This is a genomic window from Cellulomonas marina (assembly GCF_900111925.1).
Lineage (GTDB): Bacteria > Actinomycetota > Actinomycetes > Actinomycetales > Cellulomonadaceae > Cellulomonas > Cellulomonas marina.
In genome coordinates, this window is record NZ_FOKA01000008.1 from 81,507 (window position 1) to 99,575 (window position 18,069).

Genomic DNA, 18,069 nt, shown 5'->3' on the forward strand with positions numbered 1-18,069 from the left:
CGCTCAGACGCAGGAGCGCTCCACCTGCGTCCGGCTGACCGCGGGCCCGAGGTCGACGACGAAGGACGTCGAGCGATCCCCGGCGACGGCCGCCGGGACCTGGACCTCGACCGCCGGCGCACGCCCGTACGTCGTGAACGTCCAGGACCCGTCGTCGTCCTCGACGACGACCCAGTCGACGCTGCCGCCGTCGGGGGTCTCCAGGGTGACGCAGCGGTCCGTGGTCGGGCCGAGCGGTTCGACCCCGCACCGCAGGACGACCGCCGCCCGCGGGTCGCCCCACGCCGTGGTGGCCTGCGCGTCGGTGCGCTGCTGGACCAGGCCGTCGCCCAGGTCCTCCGGCAGCGCGAGGACGACCTCGGCGCAGACCGGGTCCGTCGCCTCGGGGCCTGCGGTCGTCGGGACGGTGGCCGCGCACCCGGCCAGGACGAGCACGAGGAGGCCGGCGCCCGCGGCGGCCCGGCGACGACGGGTCGGGGGGAGGGGCACGGGTCCACGGTAGCCGCGCCGGTAGCGTGGTCGGCGTGAGGACCCTGTGAGCGGCCCGGCGACGACCCCTGACGCCGACCCCGGAACCCGCGTGCGGGACCTCGACGAGGAGGCGCTGCTGGCGGCGTTCGTGCCGCTGCTGCCCGTGGGCGACGCGACGCTCGTGCCGCCCGGGGACGACGCGGCGGTGGTGGCGGCCCCGGACGGGCGGTTCGTCGTGACGACCGACGTGCTGGTCGAGGACCGGCACTTCCGCCGTCGGTGGTCGACCGGGCGGGACGTGGGCCGGCGTGCGGCGGTGCAGAACCTCGCGGACGTCGCGGCGATGGGCGCCCGGCCCACGGCGGTCGTCGTGGCGCTCGCCGTGCCGTCGGACCTGCCGGTGGCGTGGGTCGTCGGCCTGGCGCAGGGGCTGGCCGACGTGTGCGCCCCGCTGGGTGTCGGGGTCGTCGGGGGCGACCTGTCGGGCGGCGACGCCGTCGTCGTGTCGGTCGCGGCGCACGGGGACCTGGAGGGGCGCCCGCCGGTGCGCCGCTCGGGTGCCCGGCCCGGTGACGTCGTCGCCCACGCCGGCCGGTGCGGCCGCTCGGCGGCGGGGCTCGCGCTGCTCACCGCCCACGACGCCGGGTGGTCGGGCCCGGGCTCCGCGGCGGGCCCGGGCGCGGACGACGAGCTCGTCGCCGCGTTCCTGCGGCCGGAGGCGCCCCTCGGGGCCGGGGCGGCGGCGGCCAGGGCCGGGGCGACGGCGATGCTCGACGTCTCCGACGGGCTGCTGCGCGACGCGGGGCGGCTCGCGCGGGCGTCGGGGGTGCTCGTCGACCTCGACGCGCCCGCCGTCGCCTTCGCCGCGGAGCGGGCGCGGCTCGCGCCGGTGGCGGCCGCGCTGGGCGTCGACGTCGACGCCTGGCTGCTCACCGGCGGCGAGGACCACGGCCTGCTCGCGACCTTCCCGTCGGGCGTCGCGCTGCCCGAGCCGTTCCGCGCGGTGGGCCGGGTGCGACCCATGGCCGACGCGTCCGCCGACGCGTCCGCCGGCACGGCGACCGGCGCGCGCGTCCTCGTCGCCGGGAGCCCTCCCCACGTCACGGGCACCGGCTGGGACCACTTCGCACGGGGCGTGCCCGCGGCCGGTCCCTCGTCGGGCGGGGCCGGTCAGCCGCGGCGGTAGCGGACCTCGAGGAGGTCGGAGCCGCCGATCTCCTCGTAGCGCTCGACGCCGTCGGGGTGGAAGCCGTGCCGGCGGTAGAACTTCTGCGCGCGCTCGTTCTGCTGGAGCACCCACAGGCTCATCGGGACGTCCCCGGCGGAGCCGACGACCGCCCGCATGAGGTCGCGCGCGATGCCGTGGCCCCAGCGGCCCGGGTCGAGGTACATGGAGTAGATCTCGCGCTCGTGGCGACGCGCGTCCTCGTCGCGGCTCGGGCCGACGCTGGCGAAGCCGGCGACCTCGCCGCCCACCTCCGCGACCCAGTGCTCGACGTCGTCCGCCGCGGCCCGCTCGAGGTAGACGGTCCAGGTCCGGGCCTTGTCCACCGGGTCGAGCGCGGACAGGAACGCCGCGGGCACGATGTGCCCGTACGCCTCCTGCCAGGAGCGCACGTGGACGGCGGCGATGGCGGCCGCGTCCGAGCGCACGGCCGGGCGGACGGTGACCTCGTCGAGCTCCTCCTCGGGCATGGCCACACCATGCCACACCCGCCGCCGCGGGTCAGGTGCGTCCGCAGGTCACCGCGCCGGACGGCCGGAAGAGGACGCGCACCCGCGGCCACGTCGCCGTCGAGCGCGCCGGGCACGGCCGGGGGACGACGAGAGCCCGTGGGTCAGGACCCACGGGCTCTCGACGGAGGGGTGCCGGACGGTACCGGCCGGGCGGCGTCAGACCGCGCGCTGGACCTTGCCGGCCTTGAGGCAGGAGGTGCACACGTTGAGGCGCTTCGGCGTGCCGGCCACGACCGCGCGGACGCGCTGGATGTTCGGGTTCCAGCGCCGCTTCGTGCGCACGTGCGAGTGCGAGATGCTGTGCCCGAAGCTCGGGCCCTTGGCGCAGACGTCGCAGTTGGCAGCCACGGTTCTCTCCTGGATGTGCTGGTCGAGCAGCCGGTGGCTGCCGGGTCGGGGTCGGCGCGGGGCTCCCGGCGGCGCCCAGACGAGGGGCCGGCGCGGGTGCCCGCAGGCACCGCTGGGTGCCCGGGTGGCCGGGCAACCGGTACAGACTAGCCCATGGCCCGGACGGCGGGGAAACCGCGCGTGTCGGTGGCCGGTGCGACGATACGGCGGCGGCCGGACGCGCCGTCGCCCAGGTGGTGCGGGACGGTCGGGAGGAGGGCGCGGGTGCCGGGGTTGATCGTGGTGCACCAGCCGGACCGCCTGTCGATGTCCCTGACCCAGGCGGCCGGCAAGGCGCTGGTGCCGAGGCTCGAGCGGCTGGGGCTGGGCACGGTCGGGGACCTGCTGCGGCACTACCCGCGGCGGTACCTCGAGCCCAGCACGCTGACCGACATCGGCGCCCTCGCGACCGGCGAGCGCGTGACCATCGTCGCGGACGTCGAGCGCGTGCAGGGCCCGCGCCGCACGCGGACCGGGCTGTTCGTGCTGACGGCCTCGGTCACCGACGGCCGCGACCGGCTCGCCCTCACCTTCTTCGCCAAGCGCGAGGGGCCGCTGGCGTACCACGCGGCCCAGCTCGTGCCCGGCCGCCGGGGCACCTTCAGCGGCCAGGTGAGCACGTGGCAGGACGGCCGCCAGCTCACGCACCCGACGTACGAGATGCTCGACGACGAGCAGGCCGAGGGCCGGGCCCGCGAGCGCGCGGGCTGGCCGGTCCCGCTGTACCCGCTCACGGCCAAGCTCGAGCAGCGCCACGTGCGCGACCTCGTCCACCAGGAGCTCACCGGGCTGGGGCCGTCCCACTTCCCGGACCTCCTGCCCGACGAGGTGCGGGCGCGGCGCGGGCTGCTCACGTGGGCCGAGACCGTCCACAAGGTGCACGAGCCGCACGAGGAGGCCGACTGGCGCGCGGCCCACCGGCGGCTGCGGTACCAGGAGGCGTTCGTGCTGCAGGCCGAGCTCGCGCGCCGGCGTGCCCGCGCGGCGGCCGAGGAGGCCGTCGCCCGTCCGCCGCGCGCCGGCGGGCTCCTCGAGGCCTTCGACGCCCGGCTGCCGTTCACCCTCACCGCCGGGCAGCGGGAGGTCGGCGCGGAGATCGCCGCCGAGCTGGCGCGGCCGGTGCCGATGCAGCGGCTCCTGCAGGGCGAGGTCGGGTCGGGCAAGACCGTGGTCGCCCTGCGGGCGATGCTGCAGGTGGTCGACGCGGGCGGGCAGGCGGCGCTGCTGGCGCCGACGGAGGTGCTGGCCGCGCAGCACGCGCGCTCCCTGCGGGCGATGCTGGGGGACCTGGCCGAGGGCGGCCTGCTGGGCGGCGCCGAGACGGCCACCCGCGTGGCGCTCCTCACCGGGTCGGCGTCCTCGGCGGCGCGGCGGGCGGCGCTGCTGGAGGCCGCGTCGGGCCAGGCGGGCATCGTCGTGGGGACGCACGCGCTGCTGTCCGACGTCGTGCAGTTCGCGGAGCTGGGCCTCGTCGTGGTCGACGAGCAGCACCGGTTCGGCGTCGAGCAGCGCGACCGGCTGCGGGCCAAGGCCGGCGGGCACCCGCACCTGCTCGTCATGACGGCGACGCCCATCCCGCGCACGGTGGCCATGACGGTGTTCGGCGACCTGGAGACGTCCGTGCTGCGGGAGGTGCCGGCCGGGCGCAGCGGGGTGCAGACCCACGTCGTGCCCGCCGGCCGGCCGACCTGGCTCGAGCGGACCTGGCGGCGGGTGCGCGAGGAGGTCGACGGCGGTGGTCGGGCGTACGTCGTGTGCGCGCGGATCGACCCGGACTCCGAGGCGGACCGGGACGCGGACCTCGTCGTCGACCGGGCGGCACCCGGCGACGACGCCGGCGACGACGCCCTGCTCGACGACGACGGGGGTGCGCCCGCGGAGGCTCCCGCCCGCCCGCCGCTGCGGGCGGTCCTCGAGGTCGTCGAGGAGCTGCGGGCCCTCCCCGTCCTGGCCGGCGTGCCGGTCGGGACCCTGCACGGGCGGATGGCGCCGGAGGACAAGGAGCGGGCGCTCGCCGACTTCGCCTCCGGCCGGGTCCCGGTCCTCGTCTCCACGACGGTGGTCGAGGTCGGCGTCGACGTCCCGGAGGCGACCGTCATGGTCGTCCTCGACGCGGACCGCTTCGGGGTGTCCCAGCTCCACCAGCTCCGCGGGCGCATCGGCCGCGGGTCGGCGCCGGGCGTGTGCCTGCTCGTCGCGCAGGTCGAGCCGGGCAGCCCGGCGGCCACCCGGCTGGAGACCCTCGAACGCACGACGGACGGCTTCGAGCTGGCCACGGTCGACCTCGGGCTGCGGCGGGAGGGCGACGTGCTCGGCGCGGCCCAGTCCGGCGCCTCGTCGTCGCTGCGGTTCCTGCGGGTCACCCGCGACGCCGAGGTCATCGAGCAGGCCCGCCAGGACGCGCGGGAGGTCGTCGCCGAGGACCCCGAGCTGGAGCGCCACCCGCTCCTGCGCGAGGCGATCGAGGCCGAGCTGCGCGGGGACCGGGACGAGTTCCTCGACCGCACGTAGGTCCGCCGGCGTCCGGTCGTGGAGGGGCCGTGCGGCGGACGGACCGCACCGAACCCGCGGCTACCCTCGCTGCGTGGCCGCCCCCGTCGTCAGCGCGCAGGACCTGCTCGTCGGGTACGGCGGGGCACCCGTGTGCGCGCCGGTGACGTTCGCGCTGCACCCGGGCCGGGCGGTCGCCCTGGTCGGCGCGAACGGCTCGGGCAAGTCCACGGTGCTGCGCGCGGTCGTCGGCCTGCTCACGCCGGCGGGCGGCACGCTGCGGGTGCTCGGCGCCCCCGTCGACGAGCGGTCCGTCGAGACCCGGCGGCAGGTGTCCGCCGTCCTCGACGACGACGCGTGGTTCCCCGCGCTGACCGTCGCCGAGCACCTGTTCCTCACCGCGCGCGGTCACGGCGTGCGCGGGGCGCAGGACCTCGTGGCGGAGCTGCTCGCGGAGTTCGGCCTCACCGAGCACGCGGCCGCGCTGCCCGTGGCCCTCTCGTCCGGGCAGCGGCGCCGCCTCCTCCTGGCCGCCGGGCTCGTGCGGCCGCGCTCGCTGCTCGTGCTCGACGAGCCCGAGCAGCGCCTCGACGTGCGGATGCGCACGCGCCTGGCCGAGCGGCTCGTCGCGGAGAAGCGGGCCGGTGGCGCCGTGCTGCTCGCCACCCACGACCCCGTGCTGCTGCGCGCCGTTGCGGACCGTGCCGTGCTCGTCGCCGACGACGAGACCCGCGTCCTGCCGCCGGCCGCCGCGGCGGACCTCATCGCCCGGGCGGACGTGTGAGCGCCGGGCCGGTGGTGCACCCCGGGCCGCCGGGCGCGGTGCCCACGGCGCGGGACGTGCGGCGCTACACGACGCGCGCCGGCAACGCCCGTGGCGGTGCGTCCTTCGGGGAGCTGCTGGGGGACGTGTACTATGCCGTGGTGCTCACGGCGATCGCCGTCGGCATGGCGCTCGGCGTGGCCGGTGCCCTGCGGACGGGCCTGCCCCCGGTCACGGCGGCGCCGGTGGCGGGCCTGAGCCTGCCGGCGCTCGTGGTCGCGGTGGTCGTCGCCCTGGGCGGGGCGCTGGTGCAGCTCGCCGGGCGGCTCGGGCCCGTGGGCGTGGGTGGTGCGGAGGCCGCCTGGTGGCTGCCGCTGCCCGTCGACCGCCGTGGGCTGCTGCGGCCCGCCGCGCGCCGCCCACCGGTGCTGGCCGCGCTCGTGGGCGGCGTGGTCGTGGGCGTGCTCGACGCGGGCCTGGCGTCCGCCTCGAGGGACCGGCTCCTGCGGACGGTGCCCGCGGCGGCGCTGGCGGCGGCCGCGCTCGTCCTCGCCGCGGCGCTCGCGCAGACGGCCGGGGCGTCCCGGCGCCTCATCGCTCGGACCGGCGAGGTCGTGGTCGCGGCGGTGCCGGTCGCGGCGCTCGTCGCCGCGCTCGCGGGTGCGCGCGTGGCGGCGGTCCCGACACCGCCGTGGGCGGCCGTCGGGGCGCTGGGCGCGCTCGTCGTCGTCCTGGCGCTCGTCGTCGACGGCCGCCTGGACCGGGTGCCGGGCCGCGCCCTGCGCGAGAGCGGCTCGCTGACCACGCAGGCGGTCGGCGCGCTCGTGTCCCTGGACTCGCGGGAGCTGGGCCGCGTGCTGACGGAGGGCGCGGCGCGGCCCCGGCGGCGGCGCTGGGTGCCCTTCGCCACGGTCCGCGGGCCGGCCTCGGCGCTCGTGACCGCCGACCTCGTGGTGCTGCGGCGCTCCCCGCGGCACCTCGTGCAGCTCGCGGTGAGCGCCTGCGTGCCGTTCCTCGTCACGCTGGTGCCCGGGCTGGCGGGTCCGGCGGCCGTCCTGCTCGCGCTATTCGGCGCGGGCCTCGTGGCGACGAGCGCGACCGCCGAGGGGGCGCGCCGCGCCGAGATGGTGCCGGTCCTCGACCGGCTCCTCCCGCTGCCCGCGACGACGGTGCGGCGGCTGCGGATGGTCGTGCCCGCCGTGGCGATGCTTCCCTGGACCCTCGTCGCCTTCGCCGCGGTCGGCCGGTGGACGGGCGAGCCCGTCGGCTGGCTGGCGCTGGCCGTGGCGGCGACGCCCGTCTGGGCGGCCGCCGCCGTGCGGGGCGCGTACCGCCCGAGCCCCGACTGGGGCGCGCCGCTCGTCTCGACGCCCGCCGGAGCGGTGCCCACCGGGGTCGCGGCGGTCGTCGCGCGCGGCCCGGACGTCGTCGTCCTCGGCCTGCTGCCCGTCGCGGTGACGCTGCTCGTCGGCGAGGTGCACACGCTCGCGCTCACCGCGCAGGCGACGGCGGCGGTCGTCGCGGTCGCAGTGGCGTCGAGCACCGACACGCGCACCCTGCTCGAGCGGCTCTCCGACGCGGCCGAGCCGGCGGGCGGCGGGTCGGGCCCGGCCGGCTCCCCGGGTGCTGCTCCGGGCGGCCCGGCGCTCACCGGGCGGGTCCGGTGACCCGCCTCGTCGCCGGGACCGCCGGCGGCCGGACGCTGCGCGTGCCCGCGCGCGGCACCCGCCCGACGAGCGAACGCGTGCGCGAGGCGCTCTTCTCCCGGCTGGAGCATCTCGACGTCGTCGCCGGCGCACGCGTGCTCGACCTGTACGCGGGGTCGGGCGCCCTGGGGCTGGAGGCCGCGAGCCGCGGCGCCGCGCACGTCGTCCTCGTCGAGGCCGCGCGGGCGGCCGCGGAGGTGTGCCGGGCGAACGCGGCCTCCACCGGCCTCGCGGACCGGGTGCGGGTCGTCGCCGACCGGGCCGAGCGCGTCGTCGCCCATCCGCCCGCGCAGCCGTGGGACCTCGTCCTCGTCGACCCGCCCTACGAGCTGGGGGAGGAGGACCTCGGGCGCGTGCTGGACGCCGTGGCCCCGGCCCTCGCGCCGGGCGCCGTCGTCCTCGTCGAGCGATCCACCCGCACGCCGGAGCCGACGTGGGGCCCGGACCTGGTGCGCTTCGACGAGCGCGCCTACGGCGAGACGCGCGTGTGGTTCGCGGAGCCCGCCGGCGGGGACGACTAGGGTCGTCGCCGTGCGCACCGCCGTCTGCCCCGGGTCCTTCGACCCGATCACCCGGGGTCACGTCGACGTCGTGCGCCGGGCCCGGTCGATGTTCGACGAGGTCGTCGTCGCGGTCGCGCGCAACTCCGCCAAGACGCCGCTGCTGGACGTCGAGGAGCGCCTCCGCCTCGCCGCCGCCGCGGTGGCGGACCTGGACGGGGTCCGCGTCGAGGCGGTCGACGGGCTGCTCGCGGCGTACGTGCGCCGCACGGGCGCGGTCGCGGTCGTCAAGGGCCTGCGCAGCGGCGCCGACCTGGACGCGGAGCTGCCGATGGCGCTGATGAACCGGCACCTGATCGGCGTGGAGACGGTGTTCGTCGTGGGCGACGGGGCCCTGGCGCACGTCGCGTCGTCGCTGGTCAAGGACGTGGCCCGGCACGGCGGCGAGATCGACGACCTCGTCCCGCCGGGCGTGGGCGAGGCGGTGCGGGCGGCGCTGCGGGCGGCGCAGCAGGTCCGTGCGGACGAGAGGGGGAGCACACGATGACGCAGGCCGACGGAGGCGCGGTCGACCACCGGCCGGAGGGCCTGACGGGCGTCCTCGACGCCCTGGCCACGGCGGTGCGCTCGGCACGGGCCATGCCCATGTCCTCGAGCGTGCTGGTCAACCGCGCCGAGCTGCTCGACCTGGTGGAGCAGGCGCTGGAGATCCTGCCGGCGCAGCTCAGCCAGGCCGACGCCGTCCTCGCCCGCGCGGACGCCGCGCGCGACGAGGCCCGGGCCGAGGCGGACGCCCTGCTGGCCCGCGCCCGCGAGCAGGCGGCCGAGCTCGTGTCCGAGGAGCGGGTCGTGCTCGAGGCCCGTGCGGAGGCGGCGCGCATCGTCGCGGCGGCCGAGGCGACCGCCGAGGGCCTGCGGCGCGACGCCGACGACTGGTGCGACCGGCGTCTGGCGGACTTCGAGATCGACCTGGGCCGGGTGCTGTCCCAGGTGCAGGCCGGCCGGACGAAGCTCGCGGACCGCCTCGCGGCGCCGGCGGAGGACTGACGGCGGAGACTGCCGGCGGAGGCTGACGGTGGAAGCTGCCGGCGGTCACCCGCGACGGTGATTCGCGCAGCCGTGCCCGCGTGACGTAGACTCCTGCGCTGGTCCTGCCGCATCGGCGTGGACCGAGATCGACGAGGGAGACCGGACGTGCAGCGCCCTGCCCACCTCGATCCCCGCTCGCCCCTCGTGCTCGACACCCTCGAGCTCGGGAGACGTCCGGGATCGACGCGGACCGTGGCGCTCACCGTGGCCGCCCCCGCCGACCTCGGCACCGCGGTGATCGGCATCCCCGAAGGATCGGACCTCGCGCTGGACCTCCGGCTCGAGGCGGTCATGGAGGGGGTCCTCGTCTCCGGTCACGTCCGCGGTCGCGCGGTCGGGGAGTGCGTGCGCTGCCTCACGGAGGTCGTCGACGACGTCGACGCCCCCCTGCAGGAGCTGTACGTCTACCCGGAGCGCGCGTCGGCAGCCGCCGACGCGGGGGACGACGACGAGGACGTGCGGGAGCTCGAGGGCGACCTGCTCGACCTCGAGCCCGCGCTGCGGGACGCGGTCGTCACCGTGCTGCCGTTCCAACCCGTGTGCTCCCCGGACTGCCCGGGGCTGTGCTCGGAGTGCGGGGCGCGGCTGGCGGACGACCCGGACCACGCGCACGAGACGACCGACCCCCGGTGGGCCTCCCTGCAGGGGCTCCTGGGACACACCGACATGAAAGAGAGCTGATCGTGGCTGTTCCGAAGCGCAAGATGTCGCGCAGCAACACCCGTGCGCGTCGGTCGCAGTGGAAGACCACTGCCACGACGCTCCAGGCCTGCCCGGTCTGCCGTGCGCACAAGATGCCGCACACGGCGTGCCCCTCGTGCGGGTCGTACAACGGCCGCCGCTACGCGGAGGCCGTGCGCAGCTCGCACGAGAGCTGATCCGCACCCCCTGACGTGGCACGCGCACGACGCGGCGCGGAACCGGCGCAGCCGCCGTCCGCCGATGCCGCGGCACGACTCCTCGAGCAGCTCGGGGTCCACCTGGACCCCGAGCTGCTCGTGCTGTCCCTGACGCACCGGTCCTTCGCCCACGAGGCGGGCGGCATCCCGACGAACGAGCGGCTGGAGTTCCTCGGGGACACGGTGCTGGGCCTCGTTGTCACGGAGGCCCTGTACCGCGACCACCCCGACGAGCCCGAGGGTGCGCTGGCGAAGATGCGGGCGGCGACCGTCTCGCAGCGGGCGCTCGCGTCCGTGGCCCGGGGGCTCGGTCTGGGCGGCTACCTGCTGCTCGGCAAGGGCGAGAGCGCCACGGGCGGCGGCGACAAGGACTCGATCCTGTCCGACACGCTCGAGGCCCTCTTCGGCGCGGTGTACCTCTCCCACGGGCTGGAGACCGCGCGCCGGGTGGTGCTGCGCCTCGTCGGGCCGACGCTGACGGCGGCCGCGGGGCTCGGCGCCGGCCTCGACTGGAAGACGTCGCTGCAGGAGCTGTCCGCCTCGCTCGACCTCGGCGCCCCCGTCTACGAGGTGGTCTCGTCGGGACCCGACCACGCCCGCGTCTTCGAGGCCCGGGCGCTCGTCGCGGGCGTCGTGCGCGGGGAGGGCAGCGGCCCCGCGAAGAAGGTCGCCGAGCAGGAGGCCGCCGCCACCGCCCATCGGGCGCTCGTGGCCCTCGCCGCGGCAGGGGTCGGCGGCGACCCGGCGGGGGTGGGCACCGCCGGCGCCGTCGGCGTCGTCGGCGCCGCCGCACCCGTCGACGCCTGACGTGCCGGAGCTGCCCGAGGTCGAGACGGTCCGTGCCGGGCTCGCCGAGCACGTCCTCGGCCGGACGGTCACCCGTGTCGAGGTGCGCCGGGAGTACAGCGTCCGCCGGCACCTCGCGGGTCCCGCGGACCTGGCGGGGCGGCTGACGGGACGACGGCTGACGGCCGCCGTCCGGCGCGGCAAGTTCTGCTGGCTGCTGCTCGACTTCGGCGACGGAACGGGCGGCAGGATGGGCGACGGGGCGGCAGGTGACCCGCCCGACGAAGCCCTGCTCGCCCATCTCGGCATGAGCGGCCAGCTCCTCGTGCGCACCGGCGCGGACGAGGCGGCGGCCGGCGCGGAGCACCCGCACCTGCGCGTGCGCCTGCACCTCGACGACGAGGGCGCCCTGGACTTCGTCGACCAGCGGACCTTCGGGCACCTCGGCGTCCCCGACCTCGTGCCGACGCCCGACGGCGGTCCCGGTGGCCTCGGCGCGCCGGACCCCCTCCTGCCCGAGCCCGTGGCGCACATCGCCCGGGACGTCCTGGACCCGGCGCTGGACCGGGACGCGTTCGTCGCGCGGCTGCGTGCCCGCCGGACGGGCCTGAAGCGGGCGCTGCTGGACCAGACGCTCGTGTCCGGCATCGGCAACATCTACGCCGACGAGGCGCTGTGGCGCGCCCGGCTGCACTACGCCCGCGCGACGGACACCCTGCGCCGGGCCGACGTGCTGCACGCCCTGGACGCCGCGCACGAGGTCATGGGGGAGGCGCTCGCGCAGGGCGGCACGTCCTTCGACGCGCTGTACGTGAATGTCAACGGGCGCTCGGGCTACTTCGACCGGTCGTTGGCCGTGTACGGCCAGGAGGGCCGGCCGTGCCCGCGGTGCGGCACGCCCGTCCGGCGGGACGAGTTCATGAACCGCTCGTCGTTCACGTGCCCCCGCTGCCAGCCACGGCCGCGCTCGGGACGCTGGTGACCGGGCGCTCCTGACGACGCCGCGCGCCGCCACGGCGGGGCCGCACGGCCTGGCTACGATCGGCCCGTGCCACCGACCAGCGCCGCCCCCCGTCCCGAGCGCCCCGGACCCGTCTCGGTGATGATCGTCGACGACCACGAGGTCGTCCGCCGCGGCATCGCCGAGGTGGTGGACCGCTCCGAGGGCCTCACCGTCGTCGCCGAGGCCGCCTCCGTCGCCGACGGGGTGCGGCGGGCGCTCCTCGTCCGGCCGCAGGTGCTCCTGCTGGACCTGCAGCTGCCCGACGGCACGGGCATCGACCTGCTCACGGCGGTCCGCGAGCAGCACCCGGACGTCCGTGCGGTGGTGCTCACCTCCTTCGACGACGACGACGCCGTCGCCGCCGCGCTCGCCGCCGGGGCCGCGGCCTACGTCCTCAAGAGCGTGCGCGGGGCGGAGATCACCGACGTCGTCAAGGCCGTCGCGGCGGGGCGCACCCTGCTCGACGAGCGGACCGTCGCGCGCCGCCGCGCCGGCCACGAGGACCCGACGGAGAACCTCACGCCGAGCGAGCTGCGCGTGCTCGACCTCATCGGCGAGGGCCTGTCCAACCGGGAGATCGCCGAGCGCCTCGGCGTCGCCGAGAAGACGGTGAAGAACCACATCACGTCGCTGCTGGCGAAGATGGGCCTGCAGCGGCGCACGCAGGTCGCCGCGTGGGTCGCCTCCCGCAAGCACTCCGGCTGGCGCGCCGAGCCCGGGCACTGAGCCTGAGCACTGGGCCGCCGAGCCGGGCACAGGCCCTTTGGGGCGCCGCCCGGGCCCCGGCCCCGGACCTGTCCCTAGGCGAGCGGCGCCTGCCAGGTCAGCAGCGCGCCCCGGCCGGTCGGCGCCGACCCGAGCGTGAACGTCCCGCCGTGCTGGCGCGCCCGCGCCGCCAGGTTGCCCGTGCCCGAGCGCCGGTCGCGGTGCTCCGGCAGCCCGGCGCCGTCGTCCTGGACCTCGACGAGCACCGACCCCGTCGGGCCCGTGCCGGTGACGCGGACACGGACCGCCACGGAGGAGGCCTGGGCGTGCCGGGCGGCGTTCGCCAGCCCCTCGCGCACGACCGCCACGACGTCGTCGGTGAGGGCCGGGCCGACGCGCTCGTCGAGCTGGTCGGCCTCGATGTCGTCGAGCGACGCGAGCGTCGTGCCATCCAGGCACAGCACCATGGACGGCGCGAAGCCCAGGCCCGTGCGGGCCAGGGACGCCTCCCGGCGCAGCCGCTCGCTGAGCCCCGTGGCGGCGTCGGGGTCGCGCAGCGCGTGGACGATCTGCCGGATCTCGCGCACCGACCCGTCGACGTTGTCCAGGGCGTCCTCGACGATCGACAGCAGCTCGCCCGGGTCCACGCCGCGGGCGGCCCGGCGGCGCACGGTCTCGAGCTGCATGCCCGTGGCGAAGAGCTGCTGGATGGCCAGGTCGTGCAGGTCGCGGGCGATGCGCTCGCGCTCGTCGAGCAGGGCCGCGACGTCCTGCGCGTGCCGGGCCTCCGCCAGCACGTAGGCGAGCGCGGCCTGCGAGGCGAAGGACTCGGCCGTCGTGAGGTCGCCCTCCTCGAAGGGCTCGCGGCCGACGCGGCGCAGCAGCACGAGCACCCCGACGCCGCGCCCGGTGGTCTGCAGCGGCGCGAACATCGCGGGCCCGAACGTGCGCAGGGCGGGGGTGCCGACGGTGCGCGACTGCGACAGCGACGGCGTGAGCAGGCCTCTGCCCTCCGTCATGACGGTCCACGCGCGCCCACCGCGCGGCATGACGCTCCCGACGACGCCGTCCGCGTCGTACCCGTCCGCGAGCTCGACGACGAGGTCGCCGCCGACGCCCGGCAGCGCGAGCGCGGAGGTGTCCGCGTCGGCGACCTGGCGCGCGCGCCGGGCGATCTCGACGAGGGCGTCCTCCTCGTCGAGCCCCTCGAGGAGCATCGTCGTGATCTCCTGGCCGGCGCGCACCCACTCCTCGCGCCGCTCGACCTCGGCGTACAGCCGCGCGTTGGCGACGGCGACACCGGCGGCGGCGGCCAGGGCGACGACGACGTCCTCGTCGGCGGCGGTGAACGGCCCACCCTGCTTCTCCGACAGGTAGAGCTGGCCGAAGACGCGGTCGCCGAGGCGCACGGACGCCCCGAGGAAGGAGCCCATCGGCGGGTGCCCGGCCGGGAAGCCGCGGAAGGCCGGGTGCTGCGTGAGGTCGTCGAGGCGCAGGACGCCCTGGGCCGGGATCTCCCCGAGCACGCCGCGCGCGTGCGGGGCGGAGCCGAGCATCCGCGCGACGGCGGTCGGCATGCCGGTGTAGGCGAACATCGTCGAGGCGCCGTGCGGGTCCAGGACGTTGAGGGCGCCGTACGTCGCCCCGGTCATCGCGGCGCTGACCTGCACCAGCCGGCTGAGGACGGACGGCAGGTCGAGCTCCGCGGCGATCGACAGGATGGCCTGCATGAGGTCCGCCAGGGGGTCGCCGGTGACCTTCAGCGGCGCGACGTCGATGGGGAAGAACGACTCCCGCACCACCCCGGCGTCGCTCGCGCCGCCCCCGCCGCGCGGACCCGTCGTCGTCGTCACCCTGCGTCCCCCTCGCCCTCGCGCCTGCGCGCCTCACGGTAGTCCGCCCGGCGGGCCAGGAGCTCCGCGTGCGTCCCCCGGTCGACGACACCGCCGTCGCCCAGGAGCACGACCTCGTCCGCCGCGGCCAGCGGGGTCAGGCGGTGCGTCACGACGAGCACGCCCCGGCCGCCGTTCGGACCGTCCCCCGCACCGTCCGCCGCACCGTCCGCCGCACCGTCCGCCGCACCGTCCGCCGCACCGTTCGCCGCACCACGGAGAAGGTCGGTGACGAGTGCGTCGGCGAGCGCCGGGTCGAGGTGCTCGGCGGGCTCGTCGACGAGGAGCAGGGGCGCGTGGGTGAGCAGGGCACGCGCGAGGAGCAGCCGCCGGCGCTCCCCGCCCGAGACCGTGCGGGCGTCCGGGCCGAGCCGGGTGGCCAGCCCGTCGGGGAGGGCGGCGAGCCACGGGCCGAGGCCGACGCGGCGCAGGGCGGCGGCGGCCTCCGCCTCGGTGACGTCGCCGCGCGCGACGCGGAGGTTCTCCAGCACCGTCGTGCCGAAGACGTGGGCGTCCTCGAGCGTCGCGACGACGTGGTGGGGGAGGTCGGCGGCGGGCCACGCGCCGACGGGGCGGCCGTCGAGGGCGACGAGCCCGCCCGTCGGCGGCAGGAGGCCGGCGAGGGTGAGCAGCAGCGTCGTCTTGCCCGTGCCGGACGGGCCGACCACCGCGACGGACCGTCCGGGGACGAGGTCGAGGTCGAGCCCGGCGACGACCGGTGGACGGCCCGGCCAGCCGCACGCGAGGCCTCGGGCGTGCAGGCCGGCACCGGCGGGCACGGGGGCAGCACCAGGGGCGGGGGCGGCGCCCGACGTGGCAGCGGGTGCCGGGGTGGGGTGGGGCGTCGTCGCGTCGAGCAGCGCCAGCACGCGCGCGGCCGCGGCCCGTGAGCGGTGCAGCTGCGTGGCCGCGGCGGGCAGGAGCGCGGTGGCCTCGAAGGCCGCGAGCGGCGTGAGCACGACGACCGCGAGGTCGGTGGCGGCCAGGTCACCGCGGCGCACGGCCGGGATGCCCGTGACGAGCGCGGCGAGCACGGCCAGGCCCTGCGCCAGGGGGCCGAGCGCGGCGGCGAGGGCGGAGGACGGCGCCCCGGCGTCGACGGCGGCGGCCACGTCGGCGTCGGCGTCCCGCAGCGCCCGCAGCCGCTCGTCGGCCAGGCCGGCCACGGCCAGGGGACCGGCGTCGTCCACGAGCGCGAGCGCGGCGGCGCTCCGACGGGCGCGGCCCGCGGCGGCCCGTCGTTCCGTCAGCCGCGCCGTGCGCGCGGTGACCGCGGGTGCCACGACCCCGGCGAGCAGCAGCGCGAGGGCCAGCGCGGCCCCGGCGGGCGGCCAGAGGACCGTCATGGCGGCCACGGTCCCGACGCCGAGCAGGGCCGCGACCGCGGCGGGCAGCAGCCCGCGCACGACCACGTCGCCGACCGCGTCGACGTCCTCACCCACGCGCGCCAGGAGATCCCCCCGGCGCAGCGGGACCAGCGCGGCGGGCGACCCGGCCGCCAGCCGCTCGTACAGCGTGGTCCGCAGCTGCGTCATGCCGCGCAGCGCCACGTCGTGCGACACGAGCCGCTCGACGTAGCGGAGCACTCCGCGACCGACGCCGAAGGCCCGCACGCCGACCGTCGCGACGGACAGGACGAGCACGGGCGGCATCTGCGACGCGCGGGCGATGAGCCAGGCGGCCACGGCGGCGAGCGCGACGGCGCAGCCGAGCGCGAGCGTGCCGAGGACGACGGCGAGGAGCACGCGCCGCCGGTCGACGTCCAGCAGGGCGACGGCGCGCCGCAGCGTGCCGCGCGGGGGATCGGCGTCGACCGTCGCGCGGGCGTCGCCCGATACCGCGGAGGTGGTCGCGGCGCTCACCGGACGACCTCCGGGACCGGTGCGTCGGACCGACCCGCGGCCACGGTCGCGGCACGCGGGGTCCCGGCGGGTGCGGGTGCGGCCGGCCGGTCCGCCTCCATCTCCGTCGCCGCAGCGGCGCGCACGACGACCACGTCGTCGGCGACCGCGGCGAGGCTTGCGCGGTGGGCGACGAGCACGACGGCGCGGCCGGACGCCCGCAGCGTCTCGACCGTCCGGAGCACGACCTCCTCCCCGTGCGCGTCGAGGTGCGCCGTCGGCTCGTCGAGCACGACGAGAGGCGCGGGGGACACGAGCGCCCGGGTGAGCGCCACGCGCTGGCGCTGGCCCACGCTGAGGCCCGTGCCGCCGGCGCCGACCCGGTGCCCCCACCCGTCCGGCAGGGCGGCGACGACGGCGTCGAGGCCCGTGAGCGCGGCCGCACGCTCGCGCACGGGCGCGTCCCCGCCGACGAGTGCCGCCACGGTGCCGGGTTCGAGCACCGGCCGCTGCGGGAGCCAGGAGACCTGCGACCACAGCGTGGCGGGGTCGACGTCGGCGAGGTCGAGCGCCGGTCCCGTGCCGTCGACCGCGACGAGCCGCGCCGCGCCGGCGTCCGGGCGCAGGAGCCCCAGCAGGACCTCGACGGCCGTCGTCTTGCCGGACCCGCTCGTCCCGACGAGGGCCACCACGCGGCCCGGCCGGACCTCGAGGTCCAGGCCCTCCGGCGCGAGCGCCCCCGTGGGCTGGCGCACGGCGACGCCGTGCAGCCGCAGCGCGGTGCGGGCGAGGTCGGGTGCGGGGTGCGTGCCCCGCGGCGGCAGGGGGGTCTCGAGCACCGCGAAAGCGGCCTCGGCGGCCGCCACACCGTCGGTCGACGCGTGGAACTGCGCCCCGACCTGCCGCAGCGGCGCGTAGACCTCGGGCGCGAGGACCAGCACCGCCAGCCCGGTGACCAGGGGCAGGTGGCCGCCGACGAGCCGCAGCCCGATGCCGACCGCGACGAGCGCGACGGACAGCGTCGTCAGCAGCTCGAGCACCATGCCGGACAGGAAGGCGATCCGCAGGGTCCCCATGGTCGCGCGGCGGTGCGCGTCGCCGAGCTCGCGGACGCGTGCGGCCGGGCCGCGCTCGCGGCCCAGCGCGCGCAGCGTGGGCAGCCCCGCGAGCAGGTCCAGCGTCTGCGCGGCGAGGGTCTGCATGCCCCGCAGCCCCCTCGCCGAGCGCCCCTCGGTCAGCCGCCCGACGAGCACCATGAACACCGGCACGAGCGGCAGCGTCCCGACGACGACCGCCGCCGACACCCGGTCCAGCCCGAGCACCACCAGCAGGGCCGCCGGCGTCACCGTCGCCGCGAGCACGAGCTGGGGCAGGTAGCGGACGAAGTAGGGCTCGAGCGCGTCGAGCCCGCGCGTGGCGAGCGTGACCAGCTCCGGCCCCCGTCCGGCGGCGAGCCAGCGCGGGCCGAGGGCCACCGCCCGCTCGACGACCCCGGCCCGGAGCTCGGCCACCGCGCGGGTGGCGGCGCGGTGCGCGAACCGCTCCTGCACCCCGACGACGAGCACCCGCGCCAGCACGACGGCCGCGAGGGCGACGACCTCGTCGCCGACGGCCGCGAGGTCGAGGCCGTCCTGCACGGCGCCGCCGAGCGCCCGGGCCAGCAGCAGGGCCTGGGCGACCACGAGGCCCGCGGTCAGCACCCCGGTGGCCACCGTGAGCGCGAGGTAGGCGCGCGCGGCCCGTGCGTGCCGCAGCAGGCGCGGGTCGAGCGGCTTCACCGGGCGCCCCCCGCCGGCGCGA

The 18,069-nt window shown here is 77.9% G+C and carries 18 protein-coding genes; 12 read left to right on the forward strand and 6 right to left on the reverse strand.

Annotated features, from left to right (window positions below; genetic code table 11):
• Positions 1–3: 3 nt before the first annotated feature.
• On the reverse strand, positions 4–489 hold the full coding sequence (locus BM048_RS10080) for a DUF3515 family protein (RefSeq protein WP_090032855.1): 486 nt from the start codon (positions 487–489) through the stop codon (positions 4–6).
• Positions 490–535: 46 nt separating this feature from the next.
• On the opposite strand from BM048_RS10080, the gene BM048_RS10085 reads away from it, so the two are divergent.
• The gene (locus tag BM048_RS10085; protein ID WP_090032856.1) at positions 536–1,657 is read left to right on the forward strand and encodes a thiamine-phosphate kinase; all 1,122 of its coding nucleotides are present in this window, start codon (positions 536–538) and stop codon (positions 1,655–1,657) included.
• Here the strand turns inward: BM048_RS10085 and BM048_RS10090 are convergent.
• Both BM048_RS10090 and rpmB read right to left on the reverse strand, forming a co-directional pair.
• Positions 1,642–2,166: a GNAT family N-acetyltransferase gene (locus BM048_RS10090; RefSeq protein WP_090032980.1), complete on the reverse strand. Its 525-nt coding sequence runs from the start codon at positions 2,164–2,166 to the stop codon at positions 1,642–1,644. The two genes, BM048_RS10085 and BM048_RS10090, sit on opposite strands and share 16 nt — an antisense overlap.
• A gap of 198 nt (positions 2,167–2,364) precedes the next feature.
• A complete protein-coding gene (gene rpmB, locus BM048_RS10095; protein ID WP_029289091.1) occupies positions 2,365–2,556 on the reverse strand; it encodes a 50S ribosomal protein L28 in 192 nt (63 codons plus the stop codon).
• 306 nt (positions 2,557–2,862) lie between these two features.
• Between rpmB and BM048_RS10100 the strand changes: the two genes are divergently transcribed.
• The 11 genes from BM048_RS10100 to BM048_RS10150 all read left to right on the forward strand — a co-directional run bounded on the left by BM048_RS10100 (position 2,863) and on the right by BM048_RS10150 (position 12,557).
• Positions 2,863–5,106 (forward strand): ATP-dependent DNA helicase RecG, encoded by a 2,244-nt coding sequence (locus BM048_RS10100; protein WP_090032982.1) that lies wholly within the window; start codon positions 2,863–2,865, stop codon positions 5,104–5,106.
• 73 nt (positions 5,107–5,179) lie between these two features.
• Positions 5,180–5,869 (forward strand): ABC transporter ATP-binding protein, encoded by a 690-nt coding sequence (locus BM048_RS10105; protein ID WP_090032858.1) that lies wholly within the window; start codon positions 5,180–5,182, stop codon positions 5,867–5,869.
• Positions 5,866–7,515: a DUF6297 family protein gene (locus BM048_RS10110; RefSeq protein WP_175499476.1), complete on the forward strand. Its 1,650-nt coding sequence runs from the start codon at positions 5,866–5,868 to the stop codon at positions 7,513–7,515. Before BM048_RS10105 ends, BM048_RS10110 begins: the two co-directional genes overlap by 4 nt.
• Positions 7,512–8,075, forward strand: a complete 564-nt coding sequence (locus tag BM048_RS10115) for an RsmD family RNA methyltransferase (protein ID WP_090032859.1) — start codon at positions 7,512–7,514, stop codon at positions 8,073–8,075. The genes BM048_RS10110 and BM048_RS10115 overlap by 4 nt, the downstream gene beginning before the upstream one ends.
• Before the next feature lie 10 nt (positions 8,076–8,085).
• A complete protein-coding gene (gene coaD, locus BM048_RS10120; protein ID WP_090032861.1) occupies positions 8,086–8,601 on the forward strand; it encodes a pantetheine-phosphate adenylyltransferase in 516 nt (171 codons plus the stop codon).
• Complete coding sequence (locus BM048_RS10125; RefSeq protein ID WP_090032862.1) at positions 8,598–9,101, forward strand: hypothetical protein; 504 nt, start codon at positions 8,598–8,600, stop codon at positions 9,099–9,101. The genes coaD and BM048_RS10125 overlap by 4 nt, the downstream gene beginning before the upstream one ends.
• 147 nt (positions 9,102–9,248) lie before the next feature.
• Positions 9,249–9,824 (forward strand): YceD family protein, encoded by a 576-nt coding sequence (locus BM048_RS10130; RefSeq protein WP_090032864.1) that lies wholly within the window; start codon positions 9,249–9,251, stop codon positions 9,822–9,824.
• Positions 9,825–9,826: 2 nt separating this feature from the next.
• Complete coding sequence (gene rpmF, locus BM048_RS10135) at positions 9,827–10,021, forward strand: 50S ribosomal protein L32 (RefSeq protein ID WP_090032866.1); 195 nt, start codon at positions 9,827–9,829, stop codon at positions 10,019–10,021.
• Between the two features lie 15 nt (positions 10,022–10,036).
• A complete protein-coding gene (gene rnc, locus BM048_RS10140) occupies positions 10,037–10,849 on the forward strand; it encodes a ribonuclease III (RefSeq protein ID WP_090032867.1) in 813 nt (270 codons plus the stop codon).
• Position 10,850: 1 nt separating this feature from the next.
• Positions 10,851–11,810: a bifunctional DNA-formamidopyrimidine glycosylase/DNA-(apurinic or apyrimidinic site) lyase gene (gene mutM / locus BM048_RS10145; RefSeq protein WP_090032869.1), complete on the forward strand. Its 960-nt coding sequence runs from the start codon at positions 10,851–10,853 to the stop codon at positions 11,808–11,810.
• Positions 11,811–11,930: 120 nt separating this feature from the next.
• Positions 11,931–12,557 carry a response regulator gene (locus BM048_RS10150; RefSeq protein ID WP_090032871.1) on the forward strand — a complete coding sequence of 209 codons (627 nt, stop codon included), beginning with the start codon at positions 11,931–11,933 and terminating at the stop codon, positions 12,555–12,557.
• Positions 12,558–12,631: 74 nt separating this feature from the next.
• On the opposite strand, the gene BM048_RS10155 is transcribed toward BM048_RS10150, so the two are convergent.
• The 3 genes from BM048_RS10155 to cydD are packed head-to-tail and all read right to left on the reverse strand — an operon-like array spanning position 12,632 to position 18,047.
• Positions 12,632–14,389 (reverse strand): sensor histidine kinase, encoded by a 1,758-nt coding sequence (locus BM048_RS10155; RefSeq protein ID WP_308439464.1) that lies wholly within the window; start codon positions 14,387–14,389, stop codon positions 12,632–12,634.
• Entirely contained in the window at positions 14,386–16,290 is a 1,905-nt protein-coding gene (cydC, locus tag BM048_RS10160; protein ID WP_090032872.1) for a thiol reductant ABC exporter subunit CydC, read from the reverse strand. The genes BM048_RS10155 and cydC overlap by 4 nt, the downstream gene beginning before the upstream one ends.
• Complete coding sequence (gene cydD, locus BM048_RS10165) at positions 16,287–18,047, reverse strand: thiol reductant ABC exporter subunit CydD (protein WP_090032874.1); 1,761 nt, start codon at positions 18,045–18,047, stop codon at positions 16,287–16,289. Before cydD ends, cydC begins: the two co-directional genes overlap by 4 nt.
• Between the last annotated feature and the right edge of the window lie 22 nt (positions 18,048–18,069).